The organism is Streptococcus sp. OMI870 (genome assembly GCF_047460295.1).
Classification (GTDB): domain Bacteria; phylum Bacillota; class Bacilli; order Lactobacillales; family Streptococcaceae; genus Streptococcus.
The window spans coordinates 94,678-113,148 of sequence record NZ_JASHGM010000001.1 but is presented as its reverse complement, the minus strand read 5'-3'; the positions used below and the strand labels follow the sequence as shown (position 1 = coordinate 113,148).

Sequence of the window (18,471 nt, the reverse complement as noted above, 5' to 3'; positions counted from 1 at the left end):
CTTATTCATCTAATTCACTTAGGTAATCATAACGATCATACTTTTCAAGTAGACGCTCATTTTCCAGATCTAGTTCTTTTTGAAGGGCTGACAACTTGCCAAAGTCAGAGCCGTTTTCATTCATCTCCACTTCAATCTCTGCAATTCGATTTTCAATCGCTTCGATATCTGCCTCAATACTTGCCCACTCTTGCTTCTCCATGTAGCTCATGCGCTTCTTCTCTTCTTTTGGCTTGACAGGCTTCTCTTTTTCAATCTTCTGGCTAGCCGTTACCTGGGCTGCTTCAAAGGCTTTTTCATCTAAATAATCCGTATAATTGCCAAAGAACTCACGAATGCCCCCATTTTCAAAAGCCAGGATCTTGCTAGCGACCTTGTCTAGGAAATAACGGTCGTGACTGACGGTAATGACTGGTCCACCAAAGTTTTGAAGGAAGTTTTCCAAAACCGTCAGGGTAGCGATATCCAAGTCATTGGTTGGCTCATCGAGGAGAAGCACATTGGGTTTTTCAATCAAGAGTTTCAAGAGAAAGAGGCGCTTCTTCTCCCCACCGGAGAGTTTTTCGATCAAGGTTCCATGCATAGAGCGTGGGAAGAGAAATTGCTCCAAGAGATCTGCGATCGAAGTTGTTCCGACAGTCGTCTTCACTTCCTCCGCAACTTCCTGGAGGAAATTAATCACGCGCTTGCTCTCATCCAAGCCATCGATCTGTTGAGAGAAATAGGCCACCCGCACGGTTTCCCCAATGATCACTTGCCCTGACTGAGGCTGGAGTCGCTCGGCGATCAGATTGAGCAAGGTCGATTTACCGACGCCATTATCTCCGACAATCCCGATGCGGTCCTTGTTTTGCACCAAGAGGTTGAATCCTTGGAGAATGGATTTGTTTTCATAAGCGAAATTGACATCTTTAAACTCGATGACTTTCTTTCCAATCCGGCTGGTCTCAAAGTTCATCTCTAGATCCATCTGGTTGCTTTGACCAGACAAGTCTTGCTTAAGATCATGGAAACGATTGATCCGCGCCTGTTGCTTGGTCGCACGCGCCTGGGGTTGCCTCCGCATCCAGGTCAACTCCTGCTTATAGAGTTGCTGCTTCTTGTGAAGAAGGGCTGCATCCCGCTCATCTTGCTCAGCCTTTAAGCGGACATAATCCTGGTAGTTACCTTGATACTCAATCAAACTAGCCCGATCCAACTCAAAGATCCGTGTTGAAATATTATCCAAGAAATAACGATCGTGGGTAATGAAGAGCACGGTTTTCTTAGAGTTCTTCAAGAAATTAGTAAGCCATTCGATGGTATCAATATCTAGGTGGTTGGTTGGCTCATCTAACAAGAGCAGGTCGTGGTGAGAAAGCAATACCTGGGCCAGTTGAACCCGACGACGCAAGCCTCCAGATAGATCCCCAACTTTTGCATTCAAGTCTTCAATCCCAAGTTTTGAAAGGACTGTCTTGACTTGACTCTCGATTTCCCAAGCATTGAGCGAATCCATCTCTGCCATGACTTTTTCAAGCCGTGCTTGGTTCTCTTCTCGGTAATCCGCCATCAAGAATTCATAATCACGAATCAGCTGCATTTCACGCAAATCACTGGACAATACTGTATCCAGAACTGTCTTATGATCATCAAAGTCTGGCTCCTGCGTCAAGTAACCAATCGTATAATCACTCTTGGCAGAAAAAGGACTCACATCTCCATCAAATCCAGAGCGACCAGACAACACATCTAACAGAGTGGTTTTTCCAGTCCCATTGACCCCGATCAATCCGATCCGATCCAAGTCGTGAATAATAAAGGAAATCTCACGAAAGACGGTCTTATCTCCGACAGATTTGGTTAATTTATCGACAATAAAATCGCTCATTTTTCCTCCTCTTTTACTTGCTGGATATAGGCAATGATGGCTTCTTTTTCATTGGCCAGCTCCCCATCTACAATGGCGTATTCGATCTTTGTCAAAATCTCTCCCAAGGCTGGACCAGGTTGAAAGCCGTATTCTTTGATCAGCATACCGCCATTGACAACGACTTCATGCTTATCATGAATGGTCAAGCTATCATAAACGCGCTCGATGGCCAAATAATCCACACTCAAGGCATACGCTTCACGGAGCTCTTCAGCCACTAGCAACAAGCGCTTCTCATACTTGTAACATGCACGCTTGTCTAGACTTCCTTTTTCTCTAAGCTTAAGAATCTCCACGATCTGCTCCACCGTCTTGGCAAAGTCTCTTGAGGTCTTCCATTTCTTAAAGAATTTTGGAATGTCTTGGATGTCTAGTGCTAAAACCAGAGCAGCCCAAGCTTGCTCAGAAGTTGAAAAGGTAAATTCAATTTCTATGTCAAACAAACGCTCAAGTGCTTCTTTGCGATCCTTCATTTCTGGTAGATAGTGATAGGCTTTGCTTGAAAGCATGGCCTCCAAGCCTTGTCTCCAATATGGAGAAAGTAAGAGCTTATCGAACTCGATGAAAGTGCGCTCAACAGAGATTTTCTCTAGCAAAGGAGCACACTCCTTCATAGCATCAAAGGTTGCTGCTTCTAATTCAAAGCCAAGACTGGCTTGAAAACGAAAGCCTCGCATGATGCGGAGCGCATCTTCATGAAAGCGTTCATGAGGAAGTCCAACGGCCCGAAGGACCTTGTTTTCTAAATCTTCTAACCCCTGAAAGAGGTCAACAATCTCTCCTTTTTCATTTAAGGCAAAGGCATTGACGGTGAAATCACGGCGCTTCAAGTCTTCTTCTAGTGAGCGGACAAAAGACACGGAGCTTGGACGGCGATAATCGACATAGACATCCTCCGTCCGGAAGGTCGTAATTTCATATTCTTGACCATTTTCAAGAACCAAGACGGTCCCGTGTTCGATACCGATATCTACTGTTCGATCAAAAATCGCCTTTGTTTCCTCTGGATAAGAGGAGGAAGCGATATCGACATCGTGAATCGGACGATCTAAGAGAGCATCTCGGACAGATCCTCCCACAAAATAGGCCTCAAAACCAGCTGCTTTAATCTTCTCTAATATTGGTAAAGCCTCCTGAAACTCAGAAGGCATCTTTTTTAATCTCATAGTAAGTGTTCCAAACCATAGACAAGCTCATGACGCTTGACAACTTCTTTAATCCCTAGATTTACTCCTGTCATGAAGGAACCACGATCATAGGAATCATGACGGAGAGTCACCCCTTCGCCTTGGCTACCAAAAATCACCTCTTGGTGAGCCACTAGGCCAGGCAATCGAACCGAATGGATGCGCATCCCTTCAAAATCTGCCCCTCTTGCTCCAGGCATCAACTCTTCTTCATCTGGTGCACCTTGCTGGATTTTCTCGCGCTTCTCAGAGATCAGCTCAGCTGTCTTAATCGCTGTTCCACTCGGTGCATCTTTTTTCTTATCGTGGTGCAGTTCGATGATTTCCACATTTGGGAAATACTTGGCCGCTTGTGCTGCAAATTGCATCAAGAGCACAGCTCCAATAGCAAAGTTCGGAGCAATCAAGCCACCCAAATCCTTTTTACGAGAAAGCTCTGTCAATTCCTGAATCTGCTCAGGCGTAAAGCCAGTTGTCCCTACAACAGGCGCAAAGCCACTTTCAATTGCAAAGCGAGTATTCTCGTAAGCAACCTTTGGCATGGTAAAGTCCACCCAAACATCTGCTTCAAGACCTACGACATCTTCTTTGCGGTTAAAGACGGGGACCCCTGCAACCTCTGTCTCATCAGTAAATGGATCGATCAAGCCAGCTAATTCTAGCTCAGGATCTTCAGAAACCATCTGGTAGGCCGCTTGTCCCATTTTCCCCTTGAAACCTGCGATAATGACTTTAATTGACATAAAATTCTCCTTAAACGATAGGGATATATCCAACTGCTAAGCTATGGTCACCTAAGTGCGTCCCAATCACGCCTCCAAAGGTAGCAAAAGGAATTTCTCCTTCCACTCCTTCAGCCACCAACATCTGACGAAGCGCTTCAGCTTTTTCAGGTACATTAGCATGGATGATAAAGACTTGGTAATGCCCTCCAGTGAGTCCTTCATCAACGATTTCCACCAAACGTTTCATGGCTTTCTTTTCCGTCCGGACTTTTTCAAAAACTTCGATGACACCTTGGTCATTAAAGTGAAGGATCGGCTTGATACTCAAGAGATTGCCAATGATGGCAGCGCCATTTGACAGGCGTCCCCCCTTGACCAAGTGATTCAAATCATCGACCATAATATAGGCAGTGGTCCCATCAATCTGGTGTTGGACATTGGCCACAATCTCATCAAACAAACGACCTTCACCAGCCCATTTCAAGCAATCTTCTACCATCATTCCTAATGGAGCGCTAGTGATTTTTGAGTCAGGAAATTCGACGGTCAAGCCTTCAAATTCGTCCTTCAAATATTGGATATTTTGGTAGAATCCAGAAATGCCTGATGACAAGAACAGACCAAGAGCATGCGTATAACCTTTAGCTGTCAAACCAGATAAGAGTTCTTCTAACGCTGCCACACTCGGTTGGCTAGTCTTTGGTAATTCCTTAGACGCAGCCATCTTTTGGTAGAACTCGTCGTGTGTCAGATTCTTCCCTTCCACATAGGATTCTCCATCGATATAGATCGGAATGTCTAAAATAAATAAGTCGTCGTGATGGAGAAGGTGCTGCGGTAAATAGGCAGACGAATCCGTAATCACTGCTAATTTCATTGATTAAAACTCCAAATTAATACCCGGTAAATCGAGGGCAATTTCTGTAACTTCATAAGTCAAACGGTTGAGCATATCCAAGCAAGGACGAGCCAATTCTTCCACTTCGTCTTTGCTGAATTCGCTTGGTTCATTGACATAACGACCAAACAAGTGGTTAATTTGAGTGATGGTTCCACTGATCACAAAGCCGTCAAATACAATCATGTAGCTCAAAATCACAATCAAAGACGTTGTGTTTTGTTGTTGATCACGATTGATTAATTGAAAGTTTACATCTACTTTTGTTTCGGGAATGCCATTTTCTTTTTCCCACTCAAAATTACGAGCGTCATAGTGGTATTGGCTGACAAATTCTTTTTCACGTTGAATATCCATTTTTATTCTCCTAAAAATATGCGATAGGCTTATTATATCATAATTCGGAGCAAGATACCAATGTCGAATGAGGTGATTTTTTCGTTGGTACAAGAAGAAAAAGCCGGGGAAGCCAGACCATTCTTTAGACAGAGGATAACGAATTCTGATCAATTATTAGCTTGTTTGGCTTATTATCCTTTTGTCATGCTCGAAAAAACAAGATAAAGGCTTTTGAATGACGATTAGTCATATAAAAACCACCCACCATCTCTTAAAATTCTTATGGGTTGCATTTCATAAATAACCAGTTCCTCAGGAACTTCATTAGAATCTCGTTTTAGAGGAATCCCTAATGTAAATTTAGTATCCTTATTATTATTGATTCTACCGTCCAATGTTAACATATACCCGCCACCTTGAGGAGTTCCGTTTCCTATTTCACCAACTTCCATACTATCCCAATTAAACTGAACACTATCAACTTTAGGACTCAAAGATTTTACAAAATCAGCCATATCCTTTTCGTGATCCTTTAAATAAGCCAGTTGCTTCTCTTTGGGACTATGGTGTTTGTTCTGTTGAGTACCATTTGAAAAGATATCTTGTTTTTGACTAGCGATAATCACACCTCCTGCTATTACAGAGGCAATAGCTAAAAGAATGACCAGTTTCCCTTTTTTCACGATCCGTCCTCCTTGAAAAGGAAAAGTTGTTCCAATTATAACGAAATCTGATTTGATTGGCAATCGTCTTTACTAGTTTGTGAGGTTGAGAAAAAGAAAGGCCGGAGACCCGACATTTCTCTAAACAAAGAATACCTAGTTCCGCTCGACCAAAGCCTGACGTTGCTTGTTTAGCTCATTATCCTTTTGTATATCGTAATATCTATCAAACTCATCCTTGGTATTTACTTGATGTACTTGTCCATCAGTACTCAATTCTGCCGGAATTGTAATACCTTCATAAAGATTTGTATTAGCTGGAACAAAGAGTTGATATAAATCAATAAACTGTTGAACATTACCATAGACTCTATCATAATTCAATTTAGCATCAAGCAGAATATATAATTGAGAATTCTTTTTACGGAGTAATTGGTAAGCTTTGGGATCAGACCCTTCTAGAACACTCCCCTTTAAATTATTAGGAAAGAATGTTAGTTGATTCTGATATGAGTCATCATATGCATTAGTAGTTCTAAAGAGTTCCGTAGCATTGTCTAGAATAACCTTTAATTGTCCTAAAGCAACAGAAGGCATATCAGATCCACCTTGTTCTTTTGAATCTTCCCACTCAATTTTCTTCGTTTCAAGATTTAGCCATAAAATTTTACTCTTCGAAAGTTCCCAATCTCTTTCGTAAACTTTTATAGGTAAATAATCTTTACCATTTATCTCCTCAATACCGCCTGTTTTTTCTGGTATGTATTTAGAATTATAATCTCCTACTAACTTATAAAGATCTACCTGACTCTCCTCTAATTCTTTATATTTGATTCGATAAATAGAAAGACTAAAGTACACATCCGGATCCTCTTTTGGTAATTTTTGCGAATACCGATGAGTTGAATTATAAAAATAGTAACGAACAATATAACGCTTGTTAGATGCTCCATGAGCACCCAATAAATTCTCACTTACATTTGGATTGTACTTAGCAAATAGCTTATCTTCTTCCGGAGTTAGAGACTTCCAATGAACTACTACTCCTTTACCATCTTCTATAAAACGATAGGAATCAATTTCCCATTTTCCAGTATAATAGCGCGATCTTTCATATTTTTCACGCTCCTGTTTGGCTTTTTCCAACTGTTGGTGATATTGAATAGATAAAAAGTCCAAAAACAGCCACTGCAATTGCTAAAACTAACGAAGCAGCAATAATTATTTTCTTTTTCATTTATCATTTTTCCTTTTCAACCAATACTAGGCGTCCTTTATTTAAGGCGATACCTTTTTCTACATCAAAATAAGCTTCAAACTCTTCTTTAGTATTAACTTGATGAACCTGTCCATCTTTACTCAATTCTGCCGGAATTGTCATTCCTTCATAGAGATTGGTGTTCGCTGGGACAAATAGTTGGTACAAGTTGATAAACTCTTGGACATTGCCGAAGACAACATTATTAGTTAATTTAGCATCAAGCAAAATATATAATTGAGAATCTTTTTTACGAAGTAATTGATAGGCTTTTGGATCAGATTTTTCTAGAACACTTCCCTTTAAATTATTAGGGAAGAATGTTAGTTGATTCTGATTCATATCATCATATATATTAGTGATTCCTACTGGGCCACGATTTTTAAGAATAACTTTTAATTTTCCTAAATCAACTAAAGGAGTTTCTATTCCTCTCAGTTCTTTCGAATCCTCCCATTCGATTTTCTTCGTTTCAAGATTGAGCCATAAATTTTTACTAACACGTTTGTTATCAGTAGTTATATAGATCTTTATTGGGAGATAATCTTTCCCATTTATTTCCTGGATATCTCCAGTCTCTGCTGGAAAATAATTTCTATTGTAATGTCTTACAAGCCGATAAAGATCTACTTCCTCCTTTTTAATATGCTTATTTTGAATTGTATTAATCGAAAGTTTATAATATCCCTCTGATTCATCTTTTGGCCACTGATAGTCAGGTATATCCTTTAATTTTTTTAGAAATTCTCTAACAATATATTTCTGATTCGATGCACCATGGGCATTTAAAAGGTTCTCACTTGAATGTCGGTAGTACTTTGCAAATAACTTATCTTCCTAAGGAGTTAAAGACTTCCAATGAACCACAACTCCTCGTCCATCCTCCAAAAATTGATAGGAATCAATTTCCCATTGACCAGTATAATAAAAATAATTCTCATATTTTTCACGTTCCTGCTTAGCTTTTTCTTGTTTCTGGTGGTGTTGATAGGTAAAAAGTCCAAAAACAGCGACTGCAATTGATAAAACTAACGAAGCAGCAATAATTATTTTCTTTTTCATTTATCTTTTTTCCATCTCTATTATAAATCTAATAAATTGCTAAAATTTTTTAGAAGGCTACTCGTCAAAAAGTTTTCCTTCTACACGCAGTGGACTACCGCTACCAATTCCTTCGATTAAATCTTTCTCGCCATTTTTACCGTCTTTTAAATAGACCAAAACACTCCAACTTGAATTTTGAATATGATTAAATCCTCCATAGACCATAACAATTTCGCCACCTCCTTGTGGCGTACCATTTCCTATCTCATCCCATTGCGTTTCATCCCAAGCAATCTGGACAGATTCAACTTTAGGACTTAACGATTTTACAAAATCTTCGATTTCTTGCCCGTGCTTCTTTACATCTTCTAACTGTTGTTCCTTACGACCGAATTTCTTTGTTGTATGGCTATTAATAGAAAACAAGTTTGGATATTGAGAACTGATGATTGCTAGTCCTGATAAGGCAATTACTGTTATTCCCAAAATGAGAACTTTCTTCATTTTTCTCATTATTCCTCCAATAAAAATTGCTTTCTACTATCATATCGAAATCTATAGAGATAAGCAACTTCATCACTAGTTGGTGTTTTTGCGCAACAAAAAAGGGAGTGGGAAAGAACTCTGACGAATTAAAAGAGTTCGTATTCCCACCCCCGCACAGTTGATTAGGTCATCTTTGGAGCTTGTAAAGTGAACAAAGATGCCAATCAACCACTGCGTCATATATTTATTTCTATCAGACTTCAAAGGCTGGACGATTTTTGCCCAGCCTCTTTTAGATAGGATTAGTTTTTAGGTTTGCGAAGCAATCCGAACAAGATACCACTTACGACTGCACCGATCAATACAAACACGATGTATAGAAGTGGATTTGATGTAAGGGCGATAACGAAGATTCCTCCGTGAGGAGCCATCAGTTTCAAGCCTGCAAGACCAACAAGGGCACCTGTCAAAGCCGAACCTGCGATGAAGCTTGGAATCGCACGCGCTGGATCAGCTGCACCGAATGGAATGGCACCTTCTGTGATGAAGGAAAGACCCATGATAATGTTTGTCAAACCTGAGTTGCGTTCTTCTTCAGTAAATTTGTCTTTGAACAAGACAGTTGCTACAAAGACTGCCAATGGAGGAACCATACCAGCTGCCATAACGGCTGCCATAACAATAGAACCACCTGAAGATACAGATTCAGCAAGTGTACCTGTAGCGAAGACATAAGCGGCTTTGTTAACTGGTCCACCCATATCGACAGCCATCATACCGCCGACGAGAAGTCCAAGAAGGACAGCTGAGCTACCTGACAAGCTTGAAAGGAAGTTGTTAAGACCAGTATTGATAGCAGCCATTGGAATATTGATGAGGAACATCAAGAATCCTGTCAAACCAACACCAAGTAATGGCAAGAGAAGGATAGAGCGGATACCATCGAGTGAACGTGGAAGACCTGCAAGGGCTTTGCGAAGAACTAGAATCACTCCACCTGCTAGGAAACCACCAACTAAGGCTCCAAGGAAACCAGATGATACGGCTGCTGGTAATTCACCTTTAGCAGCACCGTAGGCGATATTTCCAAATGCTGAACCTGAGCTAGCAATAGATCCAGCGATAAACCCTGCTACAAAACCAGGTTTTTCAGCGATTGAGAATCCAATGTAACCTGCAAGTACAGGAAGCATGAAGCCAAAGGCTACTCCACCAATTGTTTTAAATTGTGCTGCTAATACATGATAAGAACCAAGACTAGACAATTGATCTTGAGGTACACCCATAACTTGGTCAATCAAGAAGGCAAGGGCGATCAAGATACCACCACCGATAACGAATGGAAGCATTTGAGAAACCCCACTCATCAAGTGTTTGTAGAAGGCTCCACCCAAGCTCAATTTTTCTTGGCTAGCGCTAGCTTGTGCAGCATTTTCAGCGTGGAAGACATCTGCTTTGCCATCCAAGATGGTTTGGATCAATTCTTCTGTCTGACGGATACCGGCTGCAACAGGTTTAGAGATCAATTTTTTGCCATCGAAACGAGCTGTTTCAACTGCCTTATCAGCTGCAATGATCACTCCTTCAGCTTTGGCGATTTCTTCAGCTGTCAAGCGGTTGCCGACACCGGATGCACCGTTTGTTTCAACGCGGACCGTAACACCCATTTCTTCACCTTTTTTGATGAGGGCTTCTTCTGCCATGTAAGTGTGGGCGATACCAGATGTACATGCTGTAACAGCAACAATGAGAGGTTTGTCAGATGAAGCTGCTTCTTTGACTGCTTCTGCTTTTTTCGCTTCTTCTGCTGCAGCTACTTGCTCTTCCGCATCAAAGTCTGCGATCACTTGCTCAGGTGTGCTTGCTTGGCGAAGTTTATCCGCAAATCCTGGTTTCATCAAGTACTTAGACAGTTCAGCAAGGGCCGCCAAGTGAGTGTCGTTTGCGCCTTCTGGAGCTGCGATCATGAAGAACAAATCAGTCGGTTGCCCATCCAGTGAGGCGTAATCCACACCCTTGTTTGATTTTGCAAACAAGACCGTTGCTTCTTTGACAGCTTCATTTTTGCTGTGGGGCATAGCAATTCCGTCACCCAAACCAGTTGAAGTTTGTGCTTCACGGTTCATAATCCCAGTCTTGAAGGTGTCAAAATCTGTCACCACACCATTGTCAACGAGCGATTGGACCATTTCATTGATCACGCCCTCTTTATCTGTTGCTTGAAGATCAAACAACATCACGTTTTTATTTAAAACGTCTTGAATTTTCATAGTTTTTCTACCTCTACTTTTTCATAAGTTTCTTTAATATAGTCCGCTGTCGCCAAATCATCTGAGAAGGTGGTCGCTGTGCCACAAGCCACGCCCCATTTGAAAGCTTCGATGACATCTCCTGTCGTTGCGAGCTTCCCAGTGAAGCCTGCTACCATAGAATCTCCAGCCCCGACCGAATTCTTCACTTGACCTTTGATTGGTTTTGCGAAGTAAGTACCGCTTGGACTGACAAGGAGAGCACCATCACCCGCCATGGAAATAATGACGTTTTGTGCTCCTTTGGCCAAGATTTCCTTGGCATAGCGTTCGATTTCTGGCAATTCCGTCAAGGTTACGCCAAAAATATCTCCCAACTCATGGTTGTTTGGTTTAACCAATTGCGGATTAAACTCCAAGGAATCAATCAAGGTTTGCCCTTCAAAGTCGCAAACGACTTGTGCACCTGTCGCACGAGTTGCTGCGATCAATTCTTTGTATACGGCATTTCCAAGCGAAGATGGAGCAGATCCTGCAAAGACTACCACATCATCTGATGATAAACTCGATAAGATATTGAGCAATTCTTGCAACTGAGCTTCTGTTACTTCTGGGCCATTCCCATTGATCTCTGTTTCCTCATCAGCTTTGATCTTGACATTGATCCGTGTATCTTGGTCCACTGTCACAAAGTTGGTTGAAATGGCTTCGCTGGTCAGTACGTCTTCAATGAAGCGCCCTGTGAAACCACCGATAAATCCAGTCGCTGTGTTCTCGATATCGAGACGCTTCAACACACGACTGACATTGATCCCTTTACCACCGGCGAATTTATCTTCCGAAGCCATCCGATTGACCGCTCCCGTCTCTACATGATCGAGTCGAACAATATAGTCAATGGCTGGATTCAGTGTTACTGTATAAATCAAACCTCTATAACCTCCGTTTTTTCTTTTAAAACCTTTAATCGTTGCGGTTCACATTGATTGGTGATAATCATGGCTCGCTTGATAGGAGCCACTTTGACAAAGCATGTCACGCCAATTTTCGAATCATCCGCTAGGATATAGGTTTTTTTTGCATTTTCGATAATCGCACGCTTGACAGATCCTTCTTCCAGGTCTGGAGTGCTGTAAAACTCATCATCGATTCCATTCATTCCAAGAAAGGCCTTGTCAAAATTTAACTGACCGATTTGATTGAGCGCGATTCCTCCGATACTAGCATCTGTAGAAGATTTAACCATTCCACCTATGATGACCGTCGGAACATTTCGCTCGACCAACTTGGTCGCATGGTGAATCGAATTGGTCACCACAGTTACCGTTGGATTGACAATTTCTTGTACCAAAAGTTCATTGGTCGTCCCAGCATCGATAAAGATCACATCATGATCTTTGATCAATTCCGCCGCTTTTACAGCGATCTTTGACTTAACTTGAATGTTTTTGATAGATTTTTCTTTATTACTTTCTTCCTCTTGAAGAAAATGCAGGCTTTCCGCACCGCCGTGAACCCGGCGAAGTTTGCTTTCAGCTTCTAGCTCATCCAAGTCTCGCCGAACGGTTGATTCAGACGTCCCCAACTCATGTACAAGGGTTTCTAAGGAAACAAATTTTTCCTTTAATACCTTTTCGAGGATAAATTGTTTTCGTTCAGACTTGAGCATTTCTCCTCCTTTTGCAATCGATTACAAGAACCATTATACTCTTTCTTCAAAAAATGTCAACACTTTTTTATCATTTTCTATCATTTTCTTTCAAAAATTCCAAAAGCGTATAAAAAAAGAGCAGGAAAGAACTCATTTTGTTAAAAGAGTTCTTTTCCCACCCTCATAAATTTTCTTTGAAGATTTTAAGCAATAAAGTGTCTAAGCATCCACTCTATTCTCAGTATGTCTTAATCATTATTTGAAGATTGTTTCTTTTTCTTGAAACCAAACAATCCGGCAAGTAGCCCAACGACTACACCTGTTGTTGCTGCTGCATATTTGGATGAATCCGATCCTGTGACAGCTTGGCTGTTTTCTTTTTTGGGTTTGATTTCTTCTACTTTGGCTTCTTGTTTTGGAGCCGGAGTAGCTTTTGGTGCTTGCACTTGCGGACTATTAGTGTGAGTTGGAAGAACTGCAGGTCTATCTGAGAAGGTTGTTGGATTGCTTGATCGGATATCCATCGGCATATCTGCTGCTTCTAAAATAGCTGGATCCATACGTGACGCCAAATCTTCATATTGAGAATTCAAGTGTTCAACCATACCTTGATAGGATTGAAGGGTGTTGAATTCTGCTTCTAATTTATCCTTTTTATGCTCAAGATTAGCCACCGCAGCTGCCAAAACAGACTGGGCTTTCACCAATAAGTCTGGAGCATTTTGGACGTCAGAAAGACGTTTTTCCGCAGCAACCAGACGCTCTTGAGCTGCCTTTAAGCCCTCGTGAGCTTCCTCAACAATTTGTGCTTTTTCTGCTTCTTCTGCTTTCAAAAGATTCAATTTCTCACGCGCAGCTGCTAACAGGTCTTGCGCTTTTTGAAGAGCGACTTCTTTCGGATGAATGGTCGACTCAATCCGACCTCGAGATACTTCCAGTGTAGCTTTCGCTTTTTCGACCGCATGGTCCTTGCTAAGAAGAAGAAGTTTGTAATTTTGGATGGCCTTTTGTACATTGGCCACTTCGACTTCCACATTCGAATTGGAATGGCGGGTATCCTCTAACTTCCCTTGCAAGATGATGATTTGAGATTCTAGATTGGCCTTGTCCAATTTAAGATTGGCTACTTCATCGGACTTCGCTTTGACATCTGCTCTCGTCGTCGTAGCACCAGCTCCCTGGCGCAACTGGTAAGCAAGAGCACTTGTTGATACAGCTGAGGTGACTGGGCTGTGTATGAAAGCCGCTTCTGACATAGCCTTGCTCGGATCATAAGCGACTGATAAAGCAGTGGCTTTGTTGTCCATCATTTGCAGGTAATGACCAACCTTAGCAAAGGCTTCAGCTCCGATCTTCATATAGATGTCATTGGCATCAATCTGTGTTTCATCTGTTGGCAGACCGTATTGAGCTGCTACCTCTTGGTAAGCCGTTTTTTCATTGTACCAAAAGTCAACTGCACCAGCAGGCGAGAAGCCATAAGCGATGTTTTCGTTTGGCAAATACTTAAACATATGCCAGTTGGCCTTTTTAAAGTATTCCAGCTGCACTTGGCTAGCAGGGAGGGAATAGAGATCCAGCTCTAATTCAGCAAGACCTGCGTTGCGACGATATGCATTGATAGCATCTGCGATTTCAAGAGCCCGCAAATTGGCTTGGAGTGAACCAGAGTCTCCCACTGTTATGCCATCTTCTTCCCGCCCACGTTTATAGAAGGCTAAGGCACTTGCTGCAGCTTCATTGCCATTGTCTGCTAAGTGTTGCAAGTAGCCTTCGTAAGTCGCTTGGCTCAATTGAACTGGACTATTAGCCGCTGCTTGCTCTAAGGCTGCCAACTCCGCTTCTTTTGTCGCAATGACGGCCTTCAAATCTGTGAGTCGCGTTTGGGCGAGTTGGATGTCACTCTCAATTTGAGCCACTGTGTCAGACCCATTCTGCTGACTCTCTTGCAAGGTTGCCAGATAATATTGAGATTCTCGAATACTTTGCTCGACTTGACTTTGCTCCACCAAGGCCTGGGCCAGGACGTTCTCATCATTAGAAATCGGCATCTTGGCTTGCTTTAACTCATTCTCTGCCACATCGACCAAAGATTCCTGAGCGGTGACTTGATTTTCCTGCTGACGAACGGCCTCTAAGACTTGATCATGTGCAAGTTCTGCTTCTCGAACCTTATTTTCTTCGATGGTGACATAAGCTTGGGCTACCTTAACCCCATTTTCTGCATTTTGAACTTGTGCATCTGAAGTCGTTGCGATGAGGTTTTCCGCCTCCGTCACTTCTTCTTTCTTTTCTTCTAGCTCTTGACCGGCTGCCCTGACATCCATCTGAGCGTCAATCACTTTTTGCTCCTGGTAGTGGACATCTTTGACTACTTGACCTTTTTGAGCCGTAATTTGCTTCAATTCATCGACTGTAATAGGTTTCTCAACTACCTCAGTGCTATTGGTTTCAGCATTTTCATTTTGCTTGACCTCTTCCGCACTAGCCTTATGATGAAACATTCCAGACAGTACCGTTGTCGCCGCAACTCCTGTCGTAAAAACCGATTTTCCTAACTTCTTTCCCAATGAAACTCACCCCCAAAACCTGATCTTTTTTCTTGAAGTTTATCTCCCCTTAGCATACCACATTTTGGTACTAATAACTAGTAGGTTGAAAGAGATTTTTTAATAAAATTTTAGGGCAAAAGAAAAACAGCACAGGCTGCTACAGAATGTAGACAAACTACTTTTAAGTAAAGTAAGTTAAGCGATTTTGCAAAAAAAATGAGTTCCAATTTTTAAATCGATTCAAGAAAATACCTTAACTTTCCGCCGTGAGAAAAGTGCCTGAAACAATAATGTTTCAGGCACTCGGAATTATTGAGACCCTAGGCTCAATAATTAGTCATGGAACTTCTAAGAAGTTCGCTGACGTCCGTACTCACCTAAGGAAAGTTTTTTTATATGACTTTGTCTTCAATCTAAAATAGCTAAGGCTGTTAGTCTTCTTGTTTAATTTGTTCCAACATCTTCACTTCTTCTGCTGTCAATTCGTAGTTTTCTAGCAGGTCAGGGCGACGCTCCAAGGTCTTTTTCAAACTCTGATAGAGGCGCCACTGACGGATATTTTCATGATGTCCACTCATGAGAACATCTGGAACTGTCATTCCTCTGTATTCATAAGGCCGTGTGTATTGAGGGTATTCTAGAAGACCAGACGAGAAACTATCATCCTGGTGGCTGGATTCTTTGCCGATCACTTCTGGAATCAAGCGGACTGTCGCATCAATCATGGTCATAGCCGCAAGTTCCCCACCTGTCAGTACATAATCCCCCAGTGAAATCTCATCCGTTACCAAGGTCTTGATCCGCTCATCGTAGCCCTCATAGTGACCGCAGATAAAGATCAATTCATCTTCTTGAGCTAATTCTTCTGCGTAACTTTGGTCAAAAGTCCGACCAGCAGGATCCAACAAAATCACGCGCGGATTCTTTTTTTCGATGGCATCAAAGGCATCGAAGATGGGCTGAGCACGTAAGAGCATGCCTTGCCCGCCACCATAGGGTTCATCATCCACATGACGTGACTTCTCCGCGTTTTCACGGAAATTATGGTAGTTGATCTCGAGAAGTCCCTTTTCACGCGCCTTTCCGACGATGGAATGCTCCAAAGGCGAAAACATCTCTGGAAAGAGTGTTAAAATATCAATCTTCATCGTCTAACCCTTCTAAGATGTCTACATCCACCCGATTTCCTGGAATATCAATATTGAGGATCACAGGTGGGATATAAGGCAAAAGAAGGTCTCGTTTGCCTTTTCGTTTGACTACCCAGACATCATTGGCACCTGGTTGCAGGATCTCCTTGATCTGACCGATCAGGTGGTCATTTTCGTATACATCAAGGCCGATGATCTCATGGTAATAAAACTCGCCTTCCTCCAAATCCGTCAAGTCTTCTTCCGCAACCTTGAGGCTAAAGCCTTTGAATTTCTCGATGGCATTGATATGGTACATATCCTTAAACTTGATGATATCAAAGTTCTTGTGCTTGCGGTGACTAGCAATGGTTACCGTTTGGACAAAACGATCCTTTTCATCAAAGAGAGCCAACTCTGCTCCTTTTTTAAAGCGCTCTTCCGCAAAGTCTGTCACAGACAAGACCCGCATCTCACCTTGTAAGCCTTGGGTATTGACAATTTTCCCAACGTTAAAATAATTCATGATTTCTCCAGTGTAGTTTATTCACTCTATTTTATCACGTTCAAGGGATTTTCTCAAATGCTCTTTTCTGCTAGAAACTGCTCCAAATCCTTCTCGTGCTGGTATTTGACAGCTGCTGTTTTATCCTTTTCAAAGATGGTTTTAGTGAGGTCGATGTCATTGATAGCTGCGATAGCGACTGTATAGTGAATGATATCAGCCAGTTCTTTGGCCAATTCCTCATTTGAGTCCTGAACCCCTTCTTTTCGTCCAGAACGACCATTTAAGACCTCGGCAACTTCCCCAACCTCTTCGACGAGCTTGATAAACAGACCTTCTTCCGTACGACTATCTTTGTAATATTCTTTTAAATAGGCTTGTAATTGCTGAATGGTCACTTCTTTCATTCCTTCTCCTTCTAATAAAAAACAGGACCAAGTCCCGCCTTTTTATTTTTCGTCAATAACGATTCTTACTTTTTTATCTTCAGTTGGGACAGAGTAGACAATCGTTCTTATCGCAGAAATGGTGCGACCTTTTCGACCGATTACACGACCAACATCGCTAGGATCAAGGTCAAGGTGGTACTCCAAGAATTCCAGAGTATCTTCGATCTTGATGGTTAAGGCATCCGGTTGTGAAATCAAAGGTTTCACAATTGCAATAATAAGATTTTCAATCGTATCCATACATCAACCTACTTTATGATTATTTTGAGAATTTAGAATCGTGGAATTTCTTCAAAACACCTTCTTTTGAAAGGATGTTACGAACTGTATCTGAAGGTTGAGCTCCATCAGCCAACCATGCAAGAACGCGGTCTTCTTTCAAAGTTACTTGGTTTTCTTCAACAAGTGGATTGTAAGTTCCAACTGTTTCGATGAAACGTCCATCACGTGGTGAACGTGAATCTGCTACGTTGATACGGTAGTAAGGTTTTTTCTTAGAACCCATACGAGTCAAACGAATTTTAACTGCCATTTTTATAAGTCTCTTTTCTATATTTTAATTTTCGGTGAAATAGACAAGCTATTTAGCACATGATCTATTATAACACATTTCATAGACCTGTCAAGAAAAAAACTTGACACTATTAAAAATTTTTTAATTGATCTCAAAGTAATAAGATTCTTCATTTTTGGAAGCCGATTCAATCACATAGTTCCCAGGAGGAAGACCAGATACATCCAAGTGCTTCCCTTCAAATTCTTTGGCGAGGGAAGTCACTGTAATGGTAAAGGAAAATCCCTTAATTTGGCGGTAGGTAGCATAATCCAAGTTCAGAATCCCTCGAAGTTCTGTTTCTCCAGCTTTTTCAGCAGCCAGTAAGTCTGTTGCCAATTGATCTTCAAAATCGGGATTTTGGATTGGTAAGTTGAGATCAACCTCACTTACCTCGAGGCCTTGTTGATGAAATCGCTCTTTTATCTCTTGCTTTAATTGTTGAAACCCTTGAGATTCCGTAAAGCCTCTTTCAAAAAACGGGGCTACTAACCAACTGTTGTAATGTTGAGCCAGTTCTCCTGCCGTGTCATAGTTTTTCCCAGTTTCTTCTTTTGATAGATGAGTCGCATAGGGAAAGTCAAACTGGACCGTCTTTCCCTCAACCCTTTCTTGATAGCTATAGGCATATTTGGTCGACATCCCATGGAGTTCAGCTGCTTTAAAATGTAGGTCTCCTTTAAATCCCGCTTCCTGATAAAAACCAGAAATTTGCTCTTGGATTTCTTTTTCTTCTTGATTAGTAAAATAAAAGAGAAAACAAATCAAGAGAGCGACCCCTGTGAACAATGCACGAAGCAGATAGAGAAACCATTTTTTGATGTTACCCTTTATTATATTCATTATTCCATAATAACAAAAAACCAGCTTG

General features: G+C 41.5%; 20 protein-coding genes. All 20 read right to left on the bottom strand.

The window, feature by feature from the left end; all coding sequences use genetic code 11:
• Nucleotide 1: 1 nt before the first annotated feature.
• Nucleotides 2-1,870 carry an ABC-F family ATP-binding cassette domain-containing protein gene (locus QM968_RS00585; RefSeq protein ID WP_414381363.1) on the bottom strand — a complete coding sequence of 623 codons (1,869 nt, stop codon included), beginning with the start codon at nucleotides 1,868-1,870 and terminating at the stop codon, nucleotides 2-4.
• On the bottom strand, nucleotides 1,867-3,078 hold the full coding sequence (locus tag QM968_RS00580; RefSeq protein WP_414381360.1) for a CCA tRNA nucleotidyltransferase: 1,212 nt from the start codon (nucleotides 3,076-3,078) through the stop codon (nucleotides 1,867-1,869). Before QM968_RS00580 ends, QM968_RS00585 begins: the two co-directional genes overlap by 4 nt.
• The gene (gene dapB, locus QM968_RS00575) at nucleotides 3,075-3,842 is read right to left on the bottom strand and encodes a 4-hydroxy-tetrahydrodipicolinate reductase (protein WP_414381357.1); all 768 of its coding nucleotides are present in this window, start codon (nucleotides 3,840-3,842) and stop codon (nucleotides 3,075-3,077) included. Before dapB ends, QM968_RS00580 begins: the two co-directional genes overlap by 4 nt.
• A 10-nt stretch (nucleotides 3,843-3,852) precedes the next feature.
• Nucleotides 3,853-4,701 (bottom strand): DegV family protein, encoded by an 849-nt coding sequence (locus tag QM968_RS00570; RefSeq protein ID WP_009731098.1) that lies wholly within the window; start codon nucleotides 4,699-4,701, stop codon nucleotides 3,853-3,855.
• A 3-nt stretch (nucleotides 4,702-4,704) separates the two neighbouring features.
• Entirely contained in the window at nucleotides 4,705-5,079 is a 375-nt protein-coding gene (locus tag QM968_RS00565) for a DUF1149 family protein (protein WP_009731099.1), read from the bottom strand.
• Nucleotides 5,080-5,303: 224 nt separating this feature from the next.
• Nucleotides 5,304-5,684, bottom strand: coding sequence for a hypothetical protein (locus QM968_RS00560; protein WP_414325783.1), 381 nt, complete (start codon nucleotides 5,682-5,684; stop codon nucleotides 5,304-5,306).
• 195 nt (nucleotides 5,685-5,879) lie between these two features.
• Complete coding sequence (locus QM968_RS00555; protein WP_414381354.1) at nucleotides 5,880-6,902, bottom strand: hypothetical protein; 1,023 nt, start codon at nucleotides 6,900-6,902, stop codon at nucleotides 5,880-5,882.
• A gap of 61 nt (nucleotides 6,903-6,963) precedes the next feature.
• Complete coding sequence (locus tag QM968_RS00550; RefSeq protein ID WP_414381352.1) at nucleotides 6,964-7,323, bottom strand: hypothetical protein; 360 nt, start codon at nucleotides 7,321-7,323, stop codon at nucleotides 6,964-6,966.
• A 495-nt stretch (nucleotides 7,324-7,818) separates the two neighbouring features.
• Entirely contained in the window at nucleotides 7,819-8,043 is a 225-nt protein-coding gene (locus QM968_RS00545) for a hypothetical protein (RefSeq protein WP_414381349.1), read from the bottom strand.
• Nucleotides 8,044-8,100: 57 nt separating this feature from the next.
• A complete protein-coding gene (locus QM968_RS00540; protein WP_009731103.1) occupies nucleotides 8,101-8,538 on the bottom strand; it encodes a hypothetical protein in 438 nt (145 codons plus the stop codon).
• 275 nt (nucleotides 8,539-8,813) lie between these two features.
• Nucleotides 8,814-10,781 (bottom strand): fructose-specific PTS transporter subunit EIIC, encoded by a 1,968-nt coding sequence (locus QM968_RS00535; protein WP_414381347.1) that lies wholly within the window; start codon nucleotides 10,779-10,781, stop codon nucleotides 8,814-8,816.
• Nucleotides 10,778-11,689 (bottom strand): 1-phosphofructokinase, encoded by a 912-nt coding sequence (gene pfkB, locus QM968_RS00530; protein ID WP_414381344.1) that lies wholly within the window; start codon nucleotides 11,687-11,689, stop codon nucleotides 10,778-10,780. Before pfkB ends, QM968_RS00535 begins: the two co-directional genes overlap by 4 nt.
• Nucleotides 11,686-12,429, bottom strand: coding sequence for a DeoR/GlpR family DNA-binding transcription regulator (locus tag QM968_RS00525; protein WP_414381342.1), 744 nt, complete (start codon nucleotides 12,427-12,429; stop codon nucleotides 11,686-11,688). Before QM968_RS00525 ends, pfkB begins: the two co-directional genes overlap by 4 nt.
• Nucleotides 12,430-12,659: 230 nt before the next feature.
• On the bottom strand, nucleotides 12,660-14,981 hold the full coding sequence (locus tag QM968_RS00520) for a CAP domain-containing protein (RefSeq protein ID WP_009731107.1): 2,322 nt from the start codon (nucleotides 14,979-14,981) through the stop codon (nucleotides 12,660-12,662).
• Between the two features lie 413 nt (nucleotides 14,982-15,394).
• A complete protein-coding gene (gene trmD / locus QM968_RS00515) occupies nucleotides 15,395-16,111 on the bottom strand; it encodes a tRNA (guanosine(37)-N1)-methyltransferase TrmD (RefSeq protein ID WP_009731108.1) in 717 nt (238 codons plus the stop codon).
• The gene (gene rimM, locus QM968_RS00510) at nucleotides 16,101-16,619 is read right to left on the bottom strand and encodes a ribosome maturation factor RimM (RefSeq protein WP_009731109.1); all 519 of its coding nucleotides are present in this window, start codon (nucleotides 16,617-16,619) and stop codon (nucleotides 16,101-16,103) included. The genes trmD and rimM overlap by 11 nt, the downstream gene beginning before the upstream one ends.
• 53 nt (nucleotides 16,620-16,672) lie before the next feature.
• Entirely contained in the window at nucleotides 16,673-17,005 is a 333-nt protein-coding gene (locus QM968_RS00505) for a MazG nucleotide pyrophosphohydrolase domain-containing protein (RefSeq protein ID WP_009731110.1), read from the bottom strand.
• 42 nt (nucleotides 17,006-17,047) lie between these two features.
• On the bottom strand, nucleotides 17,048-17,287 hold the full coding sequence (gene kphA, locus QM968_RS00500) for an RNA-binding protein KphA (RefSeq protein WP_009731111.1): 240 nt from the start codon (nucleotides 17,285-17,287) through the stop codon (nucleotides 17,048-17,050).
• A gap of 19 nt (nucleotides 17,288-17,306) precedes the next feature.
• Entirely contained in the window at nucleotides 17,307-17,579 is a 273-nt protein-coding gene (gene rpsP, locus QM968_RS00495; protein WP_006596292.1) for a 30S ribosomal protein S16, read from the bottom strand.
• Between the two features lie 123 nt (nucleotides 17,580-17,702).
• Complete coding sequence (locus QM968_RS00490; RefSeq protein WP_414381336.1) at nucleotides 17,703-18,443, bottom strand: hypothetical protein; 741 nt, start codon at nucleotides 18,441-18,443, stop codon at nucleotides 17,703-17,705.
• Between the last annotated feature and the right edge of the window lie 28 nt (nucleotides 18,444-18,471).